The organism is Marinoscillum luteum (assembly GCF_044005705.1).
In the GTDB taxonomy this organism is placed as follows: domain Bacteria; phylum Bacteroidota; class Bacteroidia; order Cytophagales; family Cyclobacteriaceae; genus Marinoscillum; species Marinoscillum luteum.
In genome coordinates this window covers 536,066-552,276 of sequence record NZ_JBIPKE010000019.1, presented here as the reverse complement: position 1 = coordinate 552,276, position 16,211 = coordinate 536,066, and the positions used below count along the sequence as shown (strand labels likewise).

Annotated in this window: 19 protein-coding genes; 11 read left to right on the top strand and 8 right to left on the bottom strand. The window is 44.7% G+C overall.

Annotated elements, in window-relative coordinates; genetic code table 11:
* Positions 1-32: 32 nt before the first annotated feature.
* The 8 genes from ACHKAR_RS17475 to ACHKAR_RS17440 all read left to right on the top strand — a co-directional run bounded on the left by ACHKAR_RS17475 (position 33) and on the right by ACHKAR_RS17440 (position 8,139).
* Positions 33-1,175, top strand: coding sequence for a hypothetical protein (locus tag ACHKAR_RS17475; RefSeq protein WP_395418721.1), 1,143 nt, complete (start codon positions 33-35; stop codon positions 1,173-1,175).
* A gap of 3 nt (positions 1,176-1,178) precedes the next feature.
* Positions 1,179-1,808, top strand: coding sequence for a hypothetical protein (locus tag ACHKAR_RS17470; protein WP_395418719.1), 630 nt, complete (start codon positions 1,179-1,181; stop codon positions 1,806-1,808).
* A 479-nt stretch (positions 1,809-2,287) separates the two neighbouring features.
* Positions 2,288-3,070 carry an immunity 49 family protein gene (locus tag ACHKAR_RS17465; RefSeq protein ID WP_395418718.1) on the top strand — a complete coding sequence of 261 codons (783 nt, stop codon included), beginning with the start codon at positions 2,288-2,290 and terminating at the stop codon, positions 3,068-3,070.
* A gap of 232 nt (positions 3,071-3,302) precedes the next feature.
* On the top strand, positions 3,303-3,758 hold the full coding sequence (locus ACHKAR_RS17460) for a PoNe immunity protein domain-containing protein (RefSeq protein ID WP_395418717.1): 456 nt from the start codon (positions 3,303-3,305) through the stop codon (positions 3,756-3,758).
* A 519-nt stretch (positions 3,759-4,277) separates the two neighbouring features.
* Positions 4,278-4,517 carry a hypothetical protein gene (locus tag ACHKAR_RS17455; protein ID WP_221413338.1) on the top strand — a complete coding sequence of 80 codons (240 nt, stop codon included), beginning with the start codon at positions 4,278-4,280 and terminating at the stop codon, positions 4,515-4,517.
* Positions 4,518-4,523: 6 nt separating this feature from the next.
* Positions 4,524-6,374 (top strand): biotin/lipoyl-containing protein, encoded by a 1,851-nt coding sequence (locus ACHKAR_RS17450; RefSeq protein WP_395418714.1) that lies wholly within the window; start codon positions 4,524-4,526, stop codon positions 6,372-6,374.
* A 2-nt stretch (positions 6,375-6,376) separates the two neighbouring features.
* Positions 6,377-7,567, top strand: a complete 1,191-nt coding sequence (locus ACHKAR_RS17445; RefSeq protein WP_395418713.1) for a sodium ion-translocating decarboxylase subunit beta — start codon at positions 6,377-6,379, stop codon at positions 7,565-7,567.
* A gap of 110 nt (positions 7,568-7,677) precedes the next feature.
* Positions 7,678-8,139 (top strand): heme-binding domain-containing protein, encoded by a 462-nt coding sequence (locus tag ACHKAR_RS17440; protein WP_395418712.1) that lies wholly within the window; start codon positions 7,678-7,680, stop codon positions 8,137-8,139.
* On the opposite strand, the gene ACHKAR_RS17435 is transcribed toward ACHKAR_RS17440, so the two are convergent.
* The 8 genes from ACHKAR_RS17435 to ACHKAR_RS17400 all read right to left on the bottom strand — a co-directional run bounded on the left by ACHKAR_RS17435 (position 8,129) and on the right by ACHKAR_RS17400 (position 14,360).
* Positions 8,129-8,875: a TerC family protein gene (locus ACHKAR_RS17435; protein WP_395418711.1), complete on the bottom strand. Its 747-nt coding sequence runs from the start codon at positions 8,873-8,875 to the stop codon at positions 8,129-8,131. The genes ACHKAR_RS17440 and ACHKAR_RS17435 overlap by 11 nt on opposite strands.
* A 63-nt stretch (positions 8,876-8,938) precedes the next feature.
* Positions 8,939-9,658 carry an energy transducer TonB gene (locus tag ACHKAR_RS17430; RefSeq protein ID WP_395418709.1) on the bottom strand — a complete coding sequence of 240 codons (720 nt, stop codon included), beginning with the start codon at positions 9,656-9,658 and terminating at the stop codon, positions 8,939-8,941.
* The gene (locus ACHKAR_RS17425) at positions 9,655-10,191 is read right to left on the bottom strand and encodes an RNA polymerase sigma factor (RefSeq protein ID WP_159582716.1); all 537 of its coding nucleotides are present in this window, start codon (positions 10,189-10,191) and stop codon (positions 9,655-9,657) included. Before ACHKAR_RS17425 ends, ACHKAR_RS17430 begins: the two co-directional genes overlap by 4 nt.
* A 9-nt stretch (positions 10,192-10,200) precedes the next feature.
* Entirely contained in the window at positions 10,201-10,710 is a 510-nt protein-coding gene (locus tag ACHKAR_RS17420; protein ID WP_395418707.1) for a hypothetical protein, read from the bottom strand.
* Positions 10,711-10,833: 123 nt separating this feature from the next.
* Positions 10,834-12,087: a methionine adenosyltransferase gene (gene metK, locus ACHKAR_RS17415; protein ID WP_395418705.1), complete on the bottom strand. Its 1,254-nt coding sequence runs from the start codon at positions 12,085-12,087 to the stop codon at positions 10,834-10,836.
* Between the two features lie 58 nt (positions 12,088-12,145).
* Positions 12,146-12,859, bottom strand: coding sequence for an SAM-dependent methyltransferase (locus ACHKAR_RS17410; RefSeq protein ID WP_395418704.1), 714 nt, complete (start codon positions 12,857-12,859; stop codon positions 12,146-12,148).
* Between the two features lie 8 nt (positions 12,860-12,867).
* A complete protein-coding gene (locus ACHKAR_RS17405) occupies positions 12,868-13,632 on the bottom strand; it encodes an alpha/beta fold hydrolase (RefSeq protein WP_395418702.1) in 765 nt (254 codons plus the stop codon).
* Between the two features lie 14 nt (positions 13,633-13,646).
* Positions 13,647-14,360, bottom strand: a complete 714-nt coding sequence (locus ACHKAR_RS17400; RefSeq protein ID WP_395418700.1) for a pyridoxine 5'-phosphate synthase — start codon at positions 14,358-14,360, stop codon at positions 13,647-13,649.
* Positions 14,361-14,407: 47 nt separating this feature from the next.
* Between ACHKAR_RS17400 and ACHKAR_RS17395 the strand changes: the two genes are divergently transcribed.
* Genes ACHKAR_RS17395 through ACHKAR_RS17385 form a run of 3 tightly spaced genes read left to right on the top strand, consistent with a single transcriptional unit; the run spans position 14,408 to position 16,188 of the window.
* On the top strand, positions 14,408-14,857 hold the full coding sequence (locus tag ACHKAR_RS17395; protein ID WP_395418699.1) for a GatB/YqeY domain-containing protein: 450 nt from the start codon (positions 14,408-14,410) through the stop codon (positions 14,855-14,857).
* A 3-nt stretch (positions 14,858-14,860) separates the two neighbouring features.
* Positions 14,861-15,406 (top strand): CvpA family protein, encoded by a 546-nt coding sequence (locus tag ACHKAR_RS17390; RefSeq protein ID WP_395418698.1) that lies wholly within the window; start codon positions 14,861-14,863, stop codon positions 15,404-15,406.
* 23 nt (positions 15,407-15,429) lie between these two features.
* Positions 15,430-16,188, top strand: a complete 759-nt coding sequence (locus ACHKAR_RS17385) for an alpha/beta fold hydrolase (protein WP_159582724.1) — start codon at positions 15,430-15,432, stop codon at positions 16,186-16,188.
* Positions 16,189-16,211: the final 23 nt, after the last annotated feature.

Below are 16,211 nucleotides of genomic sequence, written 5' to 3'. Positions count from 1 at the left end.
CAACAGCCACCGATATATACTGTAACAGTGAAGTGGATTCAGAATTATGCAAAGAATGGCGTGAATGGGGAGTTTATATTCAATTGGGACTAATTGGTGCATCAGGGTTTGATCAGATTAAGAGTTTGCTGGGAAGGAGTGACGATTTTCTGATTTATTTGAACAGGCTGGATGGACATGAAAATCTTCGTGATCTCAAAAATCGGCAACTCGTTCAGAAACTGGAAAATTGGACTGAAGATCAACTAAAGCTTCTCGATTCGGATTTGGCGAATTCTACTTTGAGGACTAGCTTTATCAATAATCCAGAGTTGGTCAACTCGTGGGCTATTGTCAAAAATACTGGCTTTGATGACCTTGCAAGGAACACAGATGTTTTATCGGAAGTATCTAAACTCGGTACTAAAACTTTAGATGGAAACCCTCTTGATGTTGCCAAGCTTTTTGATAATGGTTTGGCTAAGACATTGGATGAGGTTTCGGATGCCGATAAGACTAAGATACTTTCAAGGATCAATGAATGGGATGCCAGTAAAGTTGATGATTTAGCCCGAAGGTTAGGGAAAGACAATTATCCAAATCTAGCTGATGATTTGGCTGATCCTGATTTCTTTAAGCTTTATGACGATATAGTTAATGATCCAGAAAATGCTCTGGATATAGCGAAAAAGGCAGGTGACGGGAATTTAACAACTACAGCCAAGAGTACTTTTTTCAATGATATAACAAAGCTAGGAAAGGACTTTGAGGGAGTGGTCACCCCAGCATTAAAGTCAGGGCCTTGGAGGGATAAACTTAAAACTTTGTTGAGGAATAAATTTGGCGTAGATGATTTAGACTCTTATGAAATTTTTGAGCAGGTTCAACTAACATATAAAAAATCAACGGGAGATTATTTTATTGCTGATCAAGTTTTTGTCAAATACAAAACTGTCGCTGGACAAAAAGTCATTGACGACTTGATTGTTGTTGAAAATAAGTTATCCTCAGCAACTAGACTTACCCCCAATCAGTCAGCTGCGAAAGGGATAAGTGATTACTTTACCAAAGGAGTCAAGCTAGGTGTTCCTCAAGGCTCTGCGGCAACTTTTAGGGATAAGACAATAAAGTGGGTTCGCGCTTATGGCGCAGGTGATGGTAAAACGATAGTAGATATCACAGATACATTCAATTAATCGATGGAAGAAGTCATTAAGGAAATATTCAGTGGAACATACCATATTGAAAACTTGAAAAAAGATGGGGTTGTTTTGGTCAACGAAACAACCGAAAACCCATCAGCAGTTTTTATTGGCTGGACTAACTCCTTTCAATCAATGAAATTTGATGCAGCTATTGGGCTCTTGAGATTCGACTCAGTAGAAAACCTCTTAAGACCTATTCTAAAGAAGCTCCAAATAAGTTATCCAGATTTTGGCGGATGGACTTCCACACTCACTCTTTTTGAAAGAGTTGAACTACCAGAATTTGATAAAAACAATATTGAAATGCTTACCGAGCAGTTCAGCACTATCAAAGAACAATTGAAGGGAATTGAAAGAGATTTTTTCGACAAACTCATTTCCTTAGGAGCGGTTAGTGAATATTTGGGTACTTTGAATGAAGAGCAATTATCCGAAAGGGTAACTAATCCGGTCTTGGTGAGAAAGCTTGTCATCGATACGTTATCAGGAAATGTAGCTGATCTAAAGGGTACTTGTAACAAGATTGCCAACGAGTATGAGGAAGCTGAAAAAATGTATCCTCAGATCTTTAATAACCATAACAAGGCCACCAGAGAAGTATTCAACGTATTAGCTATCACATAATAGACTGAATCTTCCTTTTAGCGATAAAGGCATCTATTACAGAATAGATATTGTTGCGATCTTCCTGATCAAATTTAGAGACTTCAAGGATACGTTTTTGAATGTCTTTGTCCATCTCCCCCGCTAGCGCACGCGTGTGCCAATAGCAAGACATTACATCATCCAGAGAATTGTTTCTATAGTCGGCTCTTCCATTAAGTGCTATGCTCTAAAGCGATTATCTTTCCATCATGAGTCGGAAGTATAAATTTCATAATCCGAAGGGCATGTATTTTGTCAGTTGGGCTGTGGTTTACTGGATCGATGTTTTGTGCGCGATGAATACAGTATGTTACTTATTGAAAGTTTGGACTATTGTCGCAAAGACTCATCAAAGCGATATCAGAAAACCCTCAGGAAAGTCGAAGACAATGGTTGATGTGGATGTTTGAAAGAGCAGCAAGTAAAAGCAGCAATGTGTGAAATCAACTTTTTAAAGATTGGGAACTATTAGCATGTTGACATTACAGGATTTATTAGATAGCGATATATCAAGAAAAGATAAATGGTTGATCAAAGTGGGTCAGCTAGAGAACAAGAATAAGTTTTCTGATAACTTTAGAAATTTGCATTTAAGACAGGGAATACTAGCAACTTCCTTAGGCGATTATTTTCAAGCAAAGTTTGACTTTGCTATATGTGGCCTTATTGATGAGCTTAGAATAAGTCAATTCAACAGTCGTTTATTTGATTATGGACTTCCGCAGGTATGCTATGTTCTCTTAAGCGATTATGAGGGTTTGATCCATCGTTATGCTAAGTTACGCTATAAAGCCCATGGTCAGATACCAGATATGGACACACGTGTATTGAAAGGAGAGAGTCCGATCTGGTGCAACACGATCCAGTTTTTTATGGAAGACAATGTAGAAGGTGTGAAGCGGAATTTGGATATACTGGAAGCCATCACCTTGAAAAGACTGTCCAAGAAAGAAGAGCTTTTAAGAATAGATTATGCCTATTATCAGGCATTGCTGGAAAAGGATAGAGCTAAATGCGAAGAGTTGTTGGCAGAGTTGATCAGCCCTACAATCCACAAGAAAAGAAATGACAATCCAATATTGAATCAATACATATCTCAACCAGCGTTGGGTTATGCTAAACTGGCCTGGAGGCAAGGAATAAAGGTTGACATTGATAGTCCTTTAGTTCCAAAAGAATTATTGCCAATAAAAGCGAATGACGATTATCCCATACCTTATGATTTTTTGAAAGAAAGTTAAATAGTCCTCTGCTCTTGTTAGCCTTGTCTTAAATAAGTAGCGGGATCCAAGCCGCTAAGGTGTGGCAGGAAGGATCAGGGCAACGGGGGCTCCCCCCGCTAGCTCACGCGTGTGCTAATAGCAAGACAACGGAGTTAAACTGATTCATGAGAGTTGGGACGGGTTTTGGAAGTTAAAGCAAGGCAATCCGCCAGTCGAGTACGACCAATACATTTTATCAGCTTATGACGAAATGCTTTGGATGCTTTCTTTGGGTTATTTGCTTGATGTGTCAAATGAAGAATTTAAGAAGCTTGTGGAGGTGATAGACCAAGATAAGGTTAAAGATAAACTTTATGAGTTTATCATCTCCGCTAAACTTGAAGATAGGAAGTTTATTGAGGAGGAAAGTTACCGTGATGTTTTTTACATTCGGGATATTTTCTCAAAACTACGAGATGCAACCCAAGTACATGACCAGATGGAGGCTGCAAGTCTAATCAAGGGTTTTCTAAACAAAGACTGGTATAAAGGACATAAAGATGCCGGCTGGTATAATAGCCATCAAAGCAGGTATGATACGTATAGTGGCTATTGGTGTTTTGAGGCTGCTGCGGTGACGTGTATCATGGGGCTAGATGATAGTAGCTATAGAGATCAGCAATACTACCCTAAGGACTTGGTGCATTACTACCGGGCCAATCACTAGATTTTTTTATGCATACTATATGCCCCCCGCTAGCGCACGCGTGTCGCGTGTGCTAATAGCAAGACATTACATCATCCAGAGAATTGTTTCTATAGTCGGCTCTTCCATTAAGTGCTATGCTCTAAAGCGATTATCTTTCCATCATGAGTCGGAAGTATGAATTTCATAATCCGAAGGGCAACTTCATCATTTTTGTTGGTCTTTTGACCAACAAGCAATATGAGAAAATTCAGCCTCCCCAAACATGAGCTGGAAAGTCAAACTCGATGTGCACAAAAATTACTTTCATAGGCATAAGTGATGGATTTCATAGGCACGAATTTTTTTTTCATGCGCATGAAATGGGAAAAACGTAGGCACGTTTTCGCTCTTTTCTACCTTGGATGTGTTGCTCCCCTGATCAATGTCACCTACCCTTATGAGGCAGGTTATTTTAAGAGTAGGGCAGGCAATAGAACTTTGATTCATGGTAAGTCCAGTAAGTATTCACTAAGTTTGGTTAGGATACAATTTAGACTGATGATGAATTCGGATCTCTCTACAGCATTTTCTCTTCTGGGCATCGGCATGATCACCGTTTTTGTGGTTTTGCTTCTGGTGGTCATCACCGGTAACCTGCTGATTCGGGTGGTGAACAGGCTGGCTCCCGCGCCGGCAGATGACTCGCTGGAAAAAGCTCAGGTGGCGGCCATTACTGCGGCGGTTAATATTTTCACAGAAGGCAAGGGACAGGTGACCCGTATAGAAAAGTTAAATTAATAGATCATGGCAAAGGAAATTGGACTCGGTCTTGTCTACAGAGACATGTGGCAATCGTCCGGTAAGTATGTTCCCAGAGTGGATCAGCTGGTCAGGGTGGCAGAACCCATCGTGGAGATGGGCTGTTTTCGTCGGGTGGAAACCAATGGGGGCGGATTTGAGCAGATCAACCTCCTGTATGGCGAAAACCCGAACAAGTCAGTTAGGGATTGGACGCAACCTTTCAATGACGCAGGAATACAGACGCACATGCTTGAGCGTGGACTCAATGGGCTACGCATGTATCCAGTCCCCAGAGATGTGCGCAGGTTAATGTTTAAACTGAAAAAACTCCAGGGCACGGACATCTCCCGGTCATTTGATGGGCTCAATGATACCCGAAACCTTAAGCTCTCCATCGACTATGCCAAGGAGGGTGGAATGATTGCCCAGACGGCACTATGCATCACCCATTCCAAACTTCATACCGTCGATTATTACATCAAAATGGCGGAGGAGCTGATGGAAATGGGTGCCGAAGAAATTTGTATCAAAGACATGGCGGGAATAGGCCGTCCAGCTTCCATGGGTAAGCTGGTTGCTGGCATCAAAGCGCTCAATAAGGACATCCCCGTGACCTATCACGGGCACTCCGGTCCCGGATTCTCGGTGGCGTCTTCTCTGGAGGCGGCCAGAGCCGGTGCGGACTTTATAGACGTTGGGATGGAACCCCTTTCATTTGGTACGGGCCATGCCGATCTGCTCACAGTACATGAGGTGCTTCGAGATGCGGGCTTTAGCCTCCCGGATATCAACATGAAGGCCTACATGCAGGCACGATCACTTACTCAGGAGTTTATCGACGATTTTTTGGGGTATTACATCAACCCTAAAAATCGCCACATGAACGCTCTACTCATCGGCCCGGGCTTGCCCGGAGGAATGATGGGTAGTCTCATGTCAGATCTGGAAAACAACCTCAAAGGGCTCAATAAGTGGAAAGAGAAAAACAATCAGGCGCCTCTTTCCCAGGATGATTTGCTCATTAAGCTGTTTGAAGAGGTGGAGGAAATCTGGCCCAAGATGGGTTATCCTCCGCTGGTGACTCCCTATAGCCAATATGTGAAAAATGCGGCACTGGTCAATGTGATGCAGATGGAGAAAGGAAAGGACCGCTGGTCGCTCCTGGACGACAATACCTGGGATATGCTCCTGGGAAAATCAGGAAGAGTACCCGGAGAGCTGGCGCCCGAGCTGAAGAAGCTGGCCAAGGCCCAGGAGCGGTCTTTTTTCGAAGGAGACCCGCAGGACCTGCAGCCCGATGCGTTGGAGGATTTCCGTAAGAAAATGAAGGAACAAGGCTGGGATACCGGGCAGGACGATGAAGAATTGTTTGAGTATGCCATGCACCCACAGCAGTACGAAGCGTACAAGTCCGGCAAAGCCAAAAGTGACTTTGAGACAGACCTGGCTAAGCGCAAGACCGATAGCGCGACCAGCACAGGAGCTTCAGCGGTAGCCAAACCCACGGCACTGGACGTGGAGGTGGATGGCCAAAAGTTTAGAGTGTCCATCAGCTACAGTGCAGCGGATGGTGCCGCGGAGAAAGCAACCGCCTCAGCAGGTTCGCCTGCTTCTAATGGGGCGTCTCATGAAATTATTGCGCCGCTGGAGGGCAAGATCTTCATGACGAAAAGTGCCGGAGAAAAGCCCCTGAAAGTGGGGGACCCGGTGAAAAAGGGAGATGTAGTCTGCTACATTGAGGCCATGAAGGTAACCAACGCCGTGAAGTCAGATACCGACGGAGTGGTACAGGAAATCCTGGTACATGAAGGTGACGAGGTATATGATGATGATGTGTTGATTAAACTGAACTAGGATTGGAACTTTTAGAGAAACTTTACCAGATGACCGCCATACAGAATATGGTGGACGAGCCTCAGATTTTACTCATGATTTTCATCGCCTTCTTTTTGCTTTATCTGGGCATCAAGAAGCAATACGAGCCTTTGCTACTGGTTCCAATTGCCTTTGGCATGCTGATCGCCAATTTCCCGGGAGGTCAGATGGGGGTGGAAAAAATTGATGAAAACCTGACCCTGTACCAGATCGCGAGGGATCATGGCATAATGAACTTTGTTTATTATTCGCTCATAAAGACCGGGTTTCTGCCTCCGATCATTTTCCTTGGGGTGGGAGCACTCACGGATTTTGGGCCCATGCTGCGCAATCTGCGATTGGCTTTTTTTGGCGCTGCTGCGCAAATAGGGATTTTCACTGTTTTGATTTCGGCCGTAGCATTCGGCTTTACACTGAAGGAAGCAGCTGCCCTGGGTATCATTGGTGGAGCAGATGGCCCCACAGCGATTTATACCACCATCAAACTGGCTCCACATTTGCTCGGCCCTATAGCGATCGCCGCTTATTCCTACATGGCGCTCGTGCCGGTAATCATTCCATTGGTGGTTCGGATTACGACCAATAAGAAGGAACTTCTCATCAACATGAAACAGCAGGATAAGCTGTATCCATCCAGGCGCCCGATCAAGGACCTTCAGACCCTGAAAATACTTTTTCCCATAGGCGTAGGCACCATCGTGGCCCTGCTTGTACCCTCATCCGTACCGTTGATTGGTTTGTTGATGTTTGGCAACCTGGTGAAGGAAATAGGAGTCTCAACGGGTAGGCTACATAAGGCTGCCTCTGATACCATTCTGAACGCTGCAACCATCTTTTTGGGACTGGCCGTTGGAGCTACTATGACAGCTAAGGCTTTTCTGAATATGGAAACCATCATGATCATCGTTGGGGGCTTTATTGCGTTTGCCATCTCCATCGCTGGAGGGATTTATGCCGTGAAGGTCTATAACCTCTTTGCCAAAAAGAAAATCAATCCGCTGATAGGAGCGACTGGCCTCAGTGCCGTGCCCATGGCCTCACGTGTGGCCAACGAAATCGCCCTGAAACATGACCCCAACAACCATCTTTTGCAATATGCAATGGCTAGCAACATCTCAGGGGTGATTGGTTCGGCCGTGGCTGCCGGTGTGCTGATTTCATTTTTAGGATAATCAGCTGGTATTCGGGCCATGAATGGAATGATCTAATCATTTTGAGGGCTGTGAAGAGTTTCTTCACGAGATTGAATGAAAAATAGACTGTAAGGTGTAATTTTAATTCCATGAAAAAATGGATCAAACGTATCGCTTACTTTCTGCTTCTCGGATTAATCATCATTCAGTTCTTTCCTGGGGAGAAGCCAGCAGTGAGCGCTGATAATCCCGGCGACATTCACAACGAAGTGTTGGTGAACCCCGAAGTAAGTGGTATCCTGAAAGCTGCATGTTACGATTGCCACTCCAACGAAACCAATTATCCCTGGTACGCCAGTGTGGCTCCTGTATCTTGGCTGGTCATTCACGACACTAACGAGGGCAGAGATGAACTGAACTTTTCGGAATGGGCTACTTACTCTGCCAAGCGGAAGCACCACAAACTGGAAGAGGTGATAGAAATGGTGGAAGAGGGCGAAATGCCCCTTGCCGTTTATAACATCACTCATCCTGAGGGGAGACTTACTGATGCTCAAATAGAAGCATTGATCAGTTGGGCCAAAGCGCGAATGGAAGAAATTACTCTTTAGGAGCGCTTATTCGCTTTCTCAGTTTTAGAGGGTTTCTTTTCTTACGCATCTTCATGTTGAGCATTTCCACTACCAGAGAGAAGAATACTGCAAAGTAGATATAGCCTTTGGGTACGTGGTAATGGAGCGCCTCAATCATCAGCATAAAACCTATGAGGATGAGAAATGATAACGCCAATATCTCCAATGTGGGATGCTGGCCTATGAAATCACTGATTTTCTTAGAAAAGATCATCATAATGACGATGGAGATAACCACAGCAATGATCATGAGAAGGATTTCCTCTGTGAGCCCAATGGCAGTGAGGATGGAGTCAAACGAAAAGATGATGTCCAGCAGAATGATTTGAACGATGGTGCCCAGAAAGGACCGCACGGCTCGTTGGTTTTCATGGTCTTCTTCGCCTTCCATTTTATGATGGATTTCCAGGGTGCTTTTGAAGAGTAAAAAGAGTCCCCCGACGAGTAAAATGAGGTCTCTTCCGGAGATCTCAGTATTGAATACAGAGAATAGGGGCTCTGTAAAGGTAATGATCCAGGTGATTCCCAAAAGCAGCCCGATGCGAAACAACAGGGCCAGGGCCAATCCAAGTGTTCGTGCCTTCCCTTGCTTTTCCCTGGGGAGCTTATTGGTGACGATCGAGATGAAAATGATGTTGTCAATGCCCAGCACCACTTCTAAAAAGGTAAGGGTGAGGAGAGCGATCCATGCTTCTGGCTGAAGAAATATTTCCATGAAGGAAATTTAATGAATCAGGAAAAACTGAGAGATCATTCTGTGAAAAATTCAGTCAGCCGGTTATTTAACTTCGCCTGAATCCAATACCACCTGATATTCCAGGCCAAGAGGGATGGCAAACCAGGTAGCGACAGGCTGGCCATCGGCAGTGGCAGGATGCCATTCGGGCATTCCAGTCACCAGACCAATGATTTTTTCTTCCAATAGAGTATGTTCCAGGGCATTCACGCTTATTTTAACAGGCCGGCCAGTTTGATCAATCATAAAATTAACGGTTGTTTTGGTGCTGGTCACGGGATACTCACCAGACTTCAGGAGGTCATGAATGCCTGTGTTGAAGTAAGCATATAGACTGTCCATTCCCACTGCAGGGTATGCCCGTGTGTACTCAGTAGGTGTGAAAGTCTCTTTGTCTTCCTTCCTTTCCAGCTCATTTTCAGGCTTCTCGTTGGCTGCTGGAATCGCCAGCTCGGTCTTAGAAATTCGTTGGGAATTAGCGGGGATTTCCACCATGCTTATGGGAGCCAAGAAAGGGCCGATCTCCGACGAAAGAGGTGCTGTATGAATGTTCGGAGTTGGGGACTCTGTTTCAGGCAGATTAAAGAGGATTATGGTGAGTACTCCTATTCCCATAATGGATGCGGTGGATGCTTGGCGCCAGATCTTCACAGTAAACTTTCGCTGCTGCGCCCGACGAACCAGTCGGTCGAAATCTTTGGAGGAATCGGAAATAAATACCGGTTCTTCAGGGTTCCATATGATTTTCCTGTCATTGCTCATGCCTTCTCCATTAGTTCTGTTCTTAGTTTTTCCAGCAGCCTGTACGTCCTCTTTTTAGCGTTTTCATGGCTCATGCCGAGTACCTGCCCTACTTCTTCAAATTTCAGACCCTGATAAAACCTGAGTTCCAGCAGGGTGAGGTCTTTTTCCTTTTGTTGGAGGAGTATTTTTTCCAGCCGCTCAAGCACTTCATGATCTCCAGGCAGTTCAAAAAGATGAAGAGGTTCTACTAAGGTCTTCCTGTCAAATAGGTAATTTTCTTTTTGAGTTTTCCTAAAATGCATTCTGATTTCGTTCAGTGCTATTTTATAGAGCCAAGGAGAGATGGAATGCCCTGAGGGCCGGAAAAGGTTAATTTTGGTCAGTGCTTTGAAGAAGACATCTGAGGTGATTTCTTCAGCCAGGGTGGTATTCCCTATTTTCTTTGCCACGTACCCAAGGATTTGGCCATAGTATTTTTGGTAAAGGGGCCGGAAAGCTCCTGGCTCCTTTTTGCTGGCTTCTATCAACGCTAATTCTTCTTCCCTGGTCATGTCAGGAGCTTATTGATCCCTGTTGAGAAAGTAAATATCGGAGAAAAAATAGCTGGAGTCCTCGTTGTAAAACTCATTGGTGAGGGAGAGATGATCAGAATCAGACCAATTGATTTGAAAAATACCATAGATCAAAGTGTTGGGCCCTAAGTCGATGGCGAAGGTGACCGAATCCAGCGTTTCGTAGGAATACTTACCATAGAGGTTGTCTGGTGCATTTTCATTGTAGAAAAAGACGGAGTCTGAGGTACACTCCATTCGGGATATCCAAAATGCATTGATGGAGGTATAGCTCTCCACGCTGCATTGATTCTCGGGCAGCTGACAGAATGTGTGTTGCTCTGAGGTGGTAGTCCAATCACCCTGAATAGAGTAATCGGCAGTTTCAGGGTCCTCGGTGCCATTTTCGGAAGTAGTATCCACTTCCTGTTCGGCGGGTGTTTGGTTGGGGACAGGGGTGTCACTCTCGGTGCACGCATAAAGCAGAAATAGGTAGGCAATCAATAAAACGGTTCTCATAGGGTTCGGTTTTTGAATTGTTTAACCCTACAATGCCACCATTGTAGAAAAGGGACATTCTGAAACAAAAAAAAGGCGACCATTGGTCACCTTTGAATTATTTAAAGCGCTTTAGTAAAGTCTTTATAGAGCAAATGCTGCCTTCACCTTATCTATATAGTCTAGTTTTTCCCAGGTAAAAGTTTCAAAAGTCATGGACTTGGTTTCGCCCTCACCATTGGTGAAACTTCGTGTCACCGTCTCAGACTTTCTTCCCATATGTCCATATGCCGCAGCATCCAGATACATGGGGGTTCTAAGTTTCAGTCGGGTCTCTATTCCATATGGCGTCATATCAAAGATCTCTTCTACTTTTCTGGCAATCTCTCCGTCCGTAAGACTCACATTGGAGGTGCCGTAGGTATCAATGAAAATACCCATAGGCTCCACTACACCTATGGCATATGAAACTTGCACCAATACTTCTTTACATACTCCCGCCGCTACCAGGTTTTTGGCGATGTGTCGGGTAGCATAGGCAGCAGATCTGTCTACTTTAGAAGGGTCTTTACCAGAGAAGGCTCCCCCTCCATGTGCGCCCTTTCCACCATAAGTATCCACTATGATTTTACGGCCTGTGAGGCCTGCATCACCGTGAGGACCGCCGATTACAAATTTCCCGGTAGGATTGATGTGGTATTTGATGTTATCCGTAAATAGTTTCTGCAATTCCGGGCTGAGCTGGGCTTTCACCCTCGGGATAAGAATGCTGATAATGTCTTTTTTGATTTTCTCCAGCATTTTGGACTCTTCATCAAAATCGTCGTGCTGTGTAGAGACCACTATAGCCACTATTTTCACTGGCTGATTGTCGTCAGAATATTCGATAGTCACCTGCGACTTGGCATCCGGACGCAAGTAGGTGATTTCGTCGTTGGCCCTTCGGAGTGCGGCAAGTTCTCTCAGAATTCGGTGAGAGATGTCCAAAGCCAAAGGCATATAATTCTCTGTCTCATCAGTGGCATAGCCAAACATCATGCCCTGATCGCCTGCACCTTGTAGCTTAGGATCCTGTCTGTCTACCCCCTGATTGATGTCTGGAGACTGCTCATGGATGGAAGATAGAATACCACATGAGTTGGCTTCAAACATGTATTCAGACTTGGTATAGCCTATTTTCCTGATGACATCCCGCGCAAGCTGCTGCACATCCAGGTAAGTTTTGGATTTTACCTCCCCGGCCAGCACTACCTGTCCGGTAGTTACCAGCGTTTCGCAGGCTACTTTGGATTGCGGGTCAAAAGCCAAAAAATGATCGACTAGTGCATCAGAAATTTGATCAGCAATTTTGTCCGGGTGTCCTTCAGACACGGACTCAGAGGTAAATAGGTATGACATAAATCTATTTTCTTAAAAGGGAGCAAATTTAGGATTTTCAGCGAATTATCAGAAGGTTTTAGGAGAAATGACCAATGCTGAACACAGACGGTATTTTGTGCAAATCTTTTTTCTGTTTTCTCCAGGCCGCAATGGTTTGTGTTTTGATAAATTCATGCTGTCCGAATATATCTGCTGCGATGTTCAAATTGACATGGTGAGAAAGGGTGTCTACGAGATCGGATATCAGGCTCATGTTACGAAAGGGTGTCTCCATAAATACCTGTGTGTACCCGGTGGAGGATAACTGCTGTTCCAGGTTTTTAATGGCTTTCAGGCGCTCAGCTTTTTGAATCGGCAAATAGCCATGAAAAGTGAACTGCTGACCACTGAACCCTGAGCTGGTCACCGCTGTTTGGATGGATGAGGCGCCCGGAAGAGGAATAACACGCAGGCCATTTCGATGAGCGAAAGTCACCGCTAGTTGACCTGGATCGGCCAGCCCGGGAAGACCAGCTTCAGAGATCACGCCAACGTCTTTTCCTGCTATGACAGGAGCCATATATTGGCTGATTTCGGCAGGGGTCGATTTCTTATCCAGTACCTCAAATTCTAAAGTGCTGATGTCCAAACCAAGTTTCAGACTACTGATAAACCTGCGGGCTGTCCGCACATTCTCTACCAGGAAGTAGTCGGTGTTTTTGATCACGTCCAGCACCATTGGAGCCAAAAATGAAGCCTCATGGTGATCTGAGAGGTATGTGGGGATAAGAAAAACGGAGCCTTTTTGCATGAATATTTTTATTGTTGAAGAAATGCTAATACCAGTGTTTTCAGTTCCTCTGGCTTTTCGGCGTGTACCCAATGTCCGGCACCCTCGACCATCCGTATACGTGCCTGAGGAAAATGATTCTGGATCGTCTGATGATCTTTTTGCTGAATGTAGTCACTCTTGGATCCTCCAATAAAGAGGGTTTTTTTATCGAAGGTTTGTCCCTCAGTAAGGCCGCTGCCTAACGTTTCTATGTTTTGTTCTATGGCCTCCAGATTAATTTTCCAGGCAAATTGATTCTCCTCGTTTCTGGTGAGGTTTTTCAGGATGAACTGCCTTACCCCGAACTCTTTTACTTTCTTGGCCATCTGCTGATCGGCTTCCTTGCGACTTTCAATGCCTTGGAGATCGATAGAATGAAACCCTTCGAATATTTGCTGGTGATGCGGGGGGTAATAGATTGGTGCAATGTCCACTACAATCAATTTTTCAACCCTTTCGGGAAAGGTCACAGCAAAATTCATAGCCGTTTTCCCACCCATGGAATGCCCTAAAATATCGATGGTATTGAGCCCTTCGTTGTCCATGAGTTCCCGCAGGTCAGATACCATTGCCTCGTAACTCATCTCGCTGCTGTGCGGAGAGTTCCCGTGGTTTCTTTGGTCGATCAGGTAGACGGAGTAGTGTTCAGCAAACTCTTTCCCTAGCGTTTGCCAGTTGTCGGAGGAGCCAAATACTCCATGTAAAATAAAGAGCGGGGATCCGGATCCCAGCTTTCTGTAGTTTAATTTCATAGTCTATTCTTAACTCATTGTATCTGTCGGAGATACATCTGAATAGTGTTTTCTAATCCATAGTATAAAGCATCACAGACGAGCGCATGTCCAATAGAGACTTCATCCAGGAAGGGAATGTTTGTTTTTAAGAATTTGAGATTGTTCAAATCCAGATCGTGCCCGGCATTCAAACCCAGGCCAAGTTTCTGAGCGGCCTGAGCAGCCATCACATAATCGGCGATGGCCCCGGCTTTATCTTTGGCAAATCCCGAAGCATAAGGTTCGGTATAAAGTTCTATTCTATCGGCACCTATTGCCTTGGCACCTTCCACCATTTTAATGTCCGGATCCACAAAGACAGACGTACGCACTCCCCACCCTTTGATGGTGCTGATCATATCGGTGAGTTGCTTTTGGTGCTGAATGGTATCCCACCCGGCATTGGAAGTAAGCACATCGGGACCGTCCGGCACCAGCGTGGCCTGAGCCGGGCGCACTTTTTCGATAATTTCCATATACCTGGCATCCGGGTATCCTTCTATGTTAAATTCCGTTTTCACAACCTTGGCCAGCTGCATGACGTCATTGTATCGGATGTGTCGCTCGTCTGGTCGCGGGTGCACGGTGATGCCCTGAGCGCCAAAGCGCTCACAGTCAAGAGCTACCCGTATTACGTCAGGATTATTACCCCCCCGAGCGTTGCGAAGGGTTGCAATTTTGTTGATGTTTACGCTAAGTTTGGTCATAGTTGTTACACTGAATCCGTAGCAAATTTGTTTATAAAAAATAGATTATGAGTTTAAAAACGAAAATAGAAGCCGAAATAAAGCAGGCCATGTTGAATAAGGACAAGGAAAGACTAACCCCTCTCCGTGCTATCAAGGCGCTTATTCTTTTGGCTGAATCGGAAAAAGGAGGCGGTGACGAAATGTCCGAGGAAGTGGAGCTGAAGCTGCTGACCAAGGCTGCTAAACAACGAAAGGACTCATTGGCCATTTATCGTGAGCAAAACAGGGAGGACCTTGCGGCTAAAGAAGAGAGTGAACTGGCAGTAATAGAAGAGTTTTTGCCTAAGCAAATGACCGAGGAAGAATTGGAGCAGGGTCTCAAAGAGATCATCACCCAGGTGGGAGCGTCCGGGCCTCAGGACATGGGCAAGGTGATGGGAGTGGCTACTAAAAAGTTTGCCGGAGTGGCCGACGGAAAGACAGTGTCAATGTTGACAAAGAAGTTATTGAGTTAAATAGTGAATTATCTAGACATTTTTTTTCTGGTGGTGTTCATTATCGGTGGCATTAAAGGCTACATGAAGGGCTTTATTATTGAGATATTCTCTTTTGTTGCCTTTTTTGTCGGTTTGTTTGTGGCTATTGAACTTACCATACCTGTGGCCAATCGCTTTTTTGATTCCAGTGATTATTATCAATTGCTGACTGTGGGCGTTTTTGTGGCTTTATTTTTGGTAGCCGTGCTGTTGATCAATCTGGCTGCTAAAGTCATAAAGAAGGCTGTGGATCTTACTTTTATGGGATTCCTCGACAACATATTGGGGGCACTGGCCGGAATCTTCAAATGGGCTTTTATTGTGAGTGTTTTCTTTTGGGTATTTGATTCCATAGGGGTGCACCTCCCATCCGGACAGTCAGACGGATCGCTTATTTTTCCGTATATAGAGAGCATTGGCCCGAAAACCTTTGAGTGGATTTCGAAAGTGCTTCCTTTTATGGAGGACATGATTGATTCATTGAAAAATATTGGTGAGAAAGGGAAGGCAGTTTATACCTTTTTGTAAATTCTTTTGTTTATTTATACAAGATGCATATTAAAGAACAAGACGGTTTTAGGTTTATAGATGAAGGAGAAGGAGAAGTCTTGCTGCTGCTGCATGGGCTTTTCGGGGCTCTGAGCAATTGGGATGGAGTGGTTCAGCGGTTCTCTTCCAACTACAGGGTGATGATTCCCTTGCTTCCTATATATACCATGCCAGTCAGAGAGGCTGGGCTGGATACCCTCAATAAGTTTGTGGAGGATTTCGTGGAGAAACAAAACTTGAGCGGTCTCAATATCATTGGAAACTCACTCGGGGGCCACATTGGTTTGATTTTTACTCTGAAGAACCAGGAGAAAGTCAATTCACTGATCCTTACCGGGAGTTCGGGTTTGTTTGAAAACTCTATGGGAGGATCTTATCCGAAAAGAGGATCTTACGAATACATTCAGGAGCGGGTGGCGTATACTTTTTACGACCCAAAGACCGCTACTAAAGAGTTGGTGGATGAGGTGTTTGAAACGACCAAAAGCATTCCCAAAGCCTTGCGGATTGTGGCCATTGCCAAATCAGCACAGCGTCACAACATGGCGGATGATATTCCGAACATAAAAGTGCCCACTTTATTGATATGGGGACTGAACGACACCATTACACCTCCTTATGTCGGCCATGAGTTTGATCGATTGATTCCGAATACTACTTTGAGGTTCATAGATAAATGCTGTCACGCACCGATGATGGAGCGTCCGGAGGAGTTTAATGAGATTTTAGAAACATTTTTGATGAAAGAAGTGGCCGTATGATTGCCAAAGATCTGATAAACTAT

Excerpts from the sequence above, each read along its gene's own strand:
- ACHKAR_RS17470 (WP_395418719.1), top strand. The coding sequence starts at position 1,179 with ATGGAAGAAGTCATTAAGGAAATATTCAGTGGAACATACCATATTGAA.
- ACHKAR_RS17460 (WP_395418717.1), top strand. The coding sequence starts at position 3,303 with ATGCTTTGGATGCTTTCTTTGGGTTATTTGCTTGATGTGTCAAATGAA.
- ACHKAR_RS17455 (WP_221413338.1), top strand. The coding sequence starts at position 4,278 with ATGATGAATTCGGATCTCTCTACAGCATTTTCTCTTCTGGGCATCGGC.
- ACHKAR_RS17450 (WP_395418714.1), top strand. The coding sequence starts at position 4,524 with ATGGCAAAGGAAATTGGACTCGGTCTTGTCTACAGAGACATGTGGCAA.
- ACHKAR_RS17440 (WP_395418712.1), top strand. The coding sequence starts at position 7,678 with ATGAAAAAATGGATCAAACGTATCGCTTACTTTCTGCTTCTCGGATTA.
- ACHKAR_RS17435 (WP_395418711.1), bottom strand. The coding sequence starts at position 8,875 with ATGGAAATATTTCTTCAGCCAGAAGCATGGATCGCTCTCCTCACCCTT.
- ACHKAR_RS17430 (WP_395418709.1), bottom strand. The coding sequence starts at position 9,658 with ATGAGCAATGACAGGAAAATCATATGGAACCCTGAAGAACCGGTATTT.
- ACHKAR_RS17425 (WP_159582716.1), bottom strand. The coding sequence starts at position 10,191 with ATGACCAGGGAAGAAGAATTAGCGTTGATAGAAGCCAGCAAAAAGGAG.
- ACHKAR_RS17420 (WP_395418707.1), bottom strand. The coding sequence starts at position 10,710 with ATGAGAACCGTTTTATTGATTGCCTACCTATTTCTGCTTTATGCGTGC.
- metK (WP_395418705.1), bottom strand. The coding sequence starts at position 12,087 with ATGTCATACCTATTTACCTCTGAGTCCGTGTCTGAAGGACACCCGGAC.
- ACHKAR_RS17410 (WP_395418704.1), bottom strand. The coding sequence starts at position 12,859 with ATGCAAAAAGGCTCCGTTTTTCTTATCCCCACATACCTCTCAGATCAC.
- ACHKAR_RS17405 (WP_395418702.1), bottom strand. The coding sequence starts at position 13,632 with ATGAAATTAAACTACAGAAAGCTGGGATCCGGATCCCCGCTCTTTATT.
- ACHKAR_RS17400 (WP_395418700.1), bottom strand. The coding sequence starts at position 14,360 with ATGACCAAACTTAGCGTAAACATCAACAAAATTGCAACCCTTCGCAAC.
- ACHKAR_RS17395 (WP_395418699.1), top strand. The coding sequence starts at position 14,408 with ATGAGTTTAAAAACGAAAATAGAAGCCGAAATAAAGCAGGCCATGTTG.
- ACHKAR_RS17385 (WP_159582724.1), top strand. The coding sequence starts at position 15,430 with ATGCATATTAAAGAACAAGACGGTTTTAGGTTTATAGATGAAGGAGAA.